The 2,338-nt window shown below is 70.8% G+C and carries 1 protein-coding gene; it reads right to left on the bottom strand.

Translation table 11 applies throughout. The features are described 5' to 3' along the window. Positions 1 to 2,338, bottom strand: a 2,338-nt coding sequence (locus AB0G02_RS35690) for a condensation domain-containing protein (protein WP_360803511.1), incomplete at both ends; no start/stop codon positions are given.

Here is a 2,338-nt window from a genome sequence, read left to right as displayed (position 1 = left end):
CAGGGCGGGCAGGGTGTCGCTCGGGACCGGAGTGCTGGTGTCGTTGTGGTCGGCCAGGTGGCGCAGTTCGTCGGCGCTCAGGATGTCGATGCGGCCGAGCGGGTCGTCCGGGGCGGCGACCGCCTCGGTGAGCAGGCGCTGCCACCGTGCCAGCAGTGTGGTCACGGTGGCCTGGTCGAACAGGTCCGTGGAGTACTCGAGGGTGCCGACGATGCCGTCCGGGACGCCATCCGGACCGTGCCGCTCGGACAGGCTGAACGCCAGGTCGAACGCGCCGGTGACGGTCGGGGTCGGCAGCAGGTCGACGTCCAGTCCGGGCAGTGCGAACCGGGCCCGCGGCGCGGTGTCCAGGGCGAGCATCACCTGGAAGAACGGGTGGTGGGACAGGGACCGCGCCGGGTTGAGGACCTCCACCAGGTACTCGAACGGCACGTCCTGATGGGCGTAGGCGCCCAGGGCCGTCTCCCGGACCCGCTTGACCAGGTCACTGAAGGTGGGATTGCCCGAGGTGTCCGTCCGCAACACCAACGTGTTGACGAAGAACCCGACCAGGTCGTCCAGCGCCTGATCCGTACGACCGGCGATCGGACTCCCCACCGGGACGTCCTCACCTGCACCCAACTTGGTCAACAAAGCAGCCAACCCCGCCTGCAACACCATGAACACACTCGCCCCACACCGACGGGCCAACGCCGCCAGCCCGGCGTGCAGATCGGCGTCCAGTCGAACCGGCACGGAGTCGCCCTGGTACGTCGGTACGGGCGGGCGGGGTCGATCCGCGGGCAGCTCCAGCTGATCGGGCAACCCGGCCAGCGCCTCGGCCCAGTACGCGGACTGCTCCGCGACCAGGCTGTCCTCGTCGGACTGATCGCCCAGCAGGTTCCGCTGCCACACCGTGTAATCCGCGTACTGCACCGGGAGCGGCGACCAGTCCGGCGCCCTACCCTCGCGACGAGCCGCATACGCCGTCGCCAGATCACGGGACAACGGAGACATCGACCAGCCGTCGGCGGCGATGTGGTGCACCACCAGCAACAACACGTGCACATCGGCGGCCTGCTCGAACAACACCGCCCGGATCGGCAGCTCGACGGCCAGGTCGAACGGGCGCCGCGTCACACTCTCCACCGCGGCGGTCAGATCGTCGACCGGCATGACCTCCAGCGTCGCCGCCGCGTCCACGACCTGCTGGTACGGGACGCCGTCGGCCTGGGGGAAAACCGTCCGCAGGCTCTCGTGGCGGGCCAGCAGGTCGGTCAGCGCGGACCGCAGCGCCGACCGGTCCAGTCGGCCGGCGAGCCGCAGCGCGAACGGGATGTTGTAGTTGGCGCTCCGACCTTCCAGCTGGTCGAGGAACCACAACCGGTGCTGGGCGAACGACAGCGGCAGGACGTCCGGGCGTTCCACCGTGGTCAGGGCCGGCCGGGCCGGGCCGGCTGCGGCCAGACTACCGGCGACACCGGCCACCGTGGGTTTCCGGAACAGCACGCGAAGTGGCACGTCCACGCCCAGGGTCGCGCTGATCCGGGCGGCCAGGCGGGTGGTCATCAGCGAATGACCGCCCAGCGCGAAGAAGTCGTCGTCGACACCGACCCGGGGCAGTCCCAGCACCTCCGCGAACAGGTCGCACAGCACCTGCTCCTGGGGCGTGCGCGGCAGGCGGCTGAACTTCTCCTCCACCACGGGCGTGTCCGGGCGGTGGGCGGCGAGTGGTGCGACGTCGAACCTGCGGAGCGGGCGGTCGGGATCGGCGACGGCCTCCGCCAGCAGGCGTTGCCACCGGCGCACCAGCGCCTCGGCGGTGGTGTGCTCGAACAGGTCGGTGGCGTACTCGAGTACCCCGGTCAGGGCGGGCCGTTCGGTCAGCCGGAAGGCCAGGTCGAACTTGGCGGCGTTGCCGGGCGGGGGAAGCTGCGTGACGTTCAGGCCCGGCAGCGCGAGCTCGGCCCGGGGATCGTTGTCCAGCACCAGCATGACCTGGAACAACGGGTTGTGGGCGAGCGACCGCTCCGGGTTGAGCGCCTCGACCAGGACCTCGAACGGCAGGTCCTGGTGGGCGTAGGCGTCCAGCGCCGTCTCCCGGACCCGCGTCACCAGCTCGGCGAAGGTCGGGTCGCCGCCGGTGTTCGTCCGCAGCACCAGCGTGTTGACGAAGAACCCGACCAGATCGTCGAGCGCCTGGTCCGTACGACCGGCGATCGCGCAGCCCACGGGGATGTCGTCACCGGCACCCAACTTGCTGAGCACAGCGGCCAACCCCGCCTGCAGGACCATGGACACGCTCGCACCGAGCCGCCGGGCCAACGCCGCCAGGCCGCGGTGCAGTGCCGGGTCGAAC

It is taken from the genome of Actinosynnema sp. NPDC023658 (assembly GCF_040639995.1).
GTDB lineage: Bacteria > Actinomycetota > Actinomycetes > Mycobacteriales > Pseudonocardiaceae > Actinosynnema.
The sequence above is the reverse complement of the archived record's forward strand: the minus strand, read 5'-3'. Positions and strand labels throughout refer to the sequence as shown.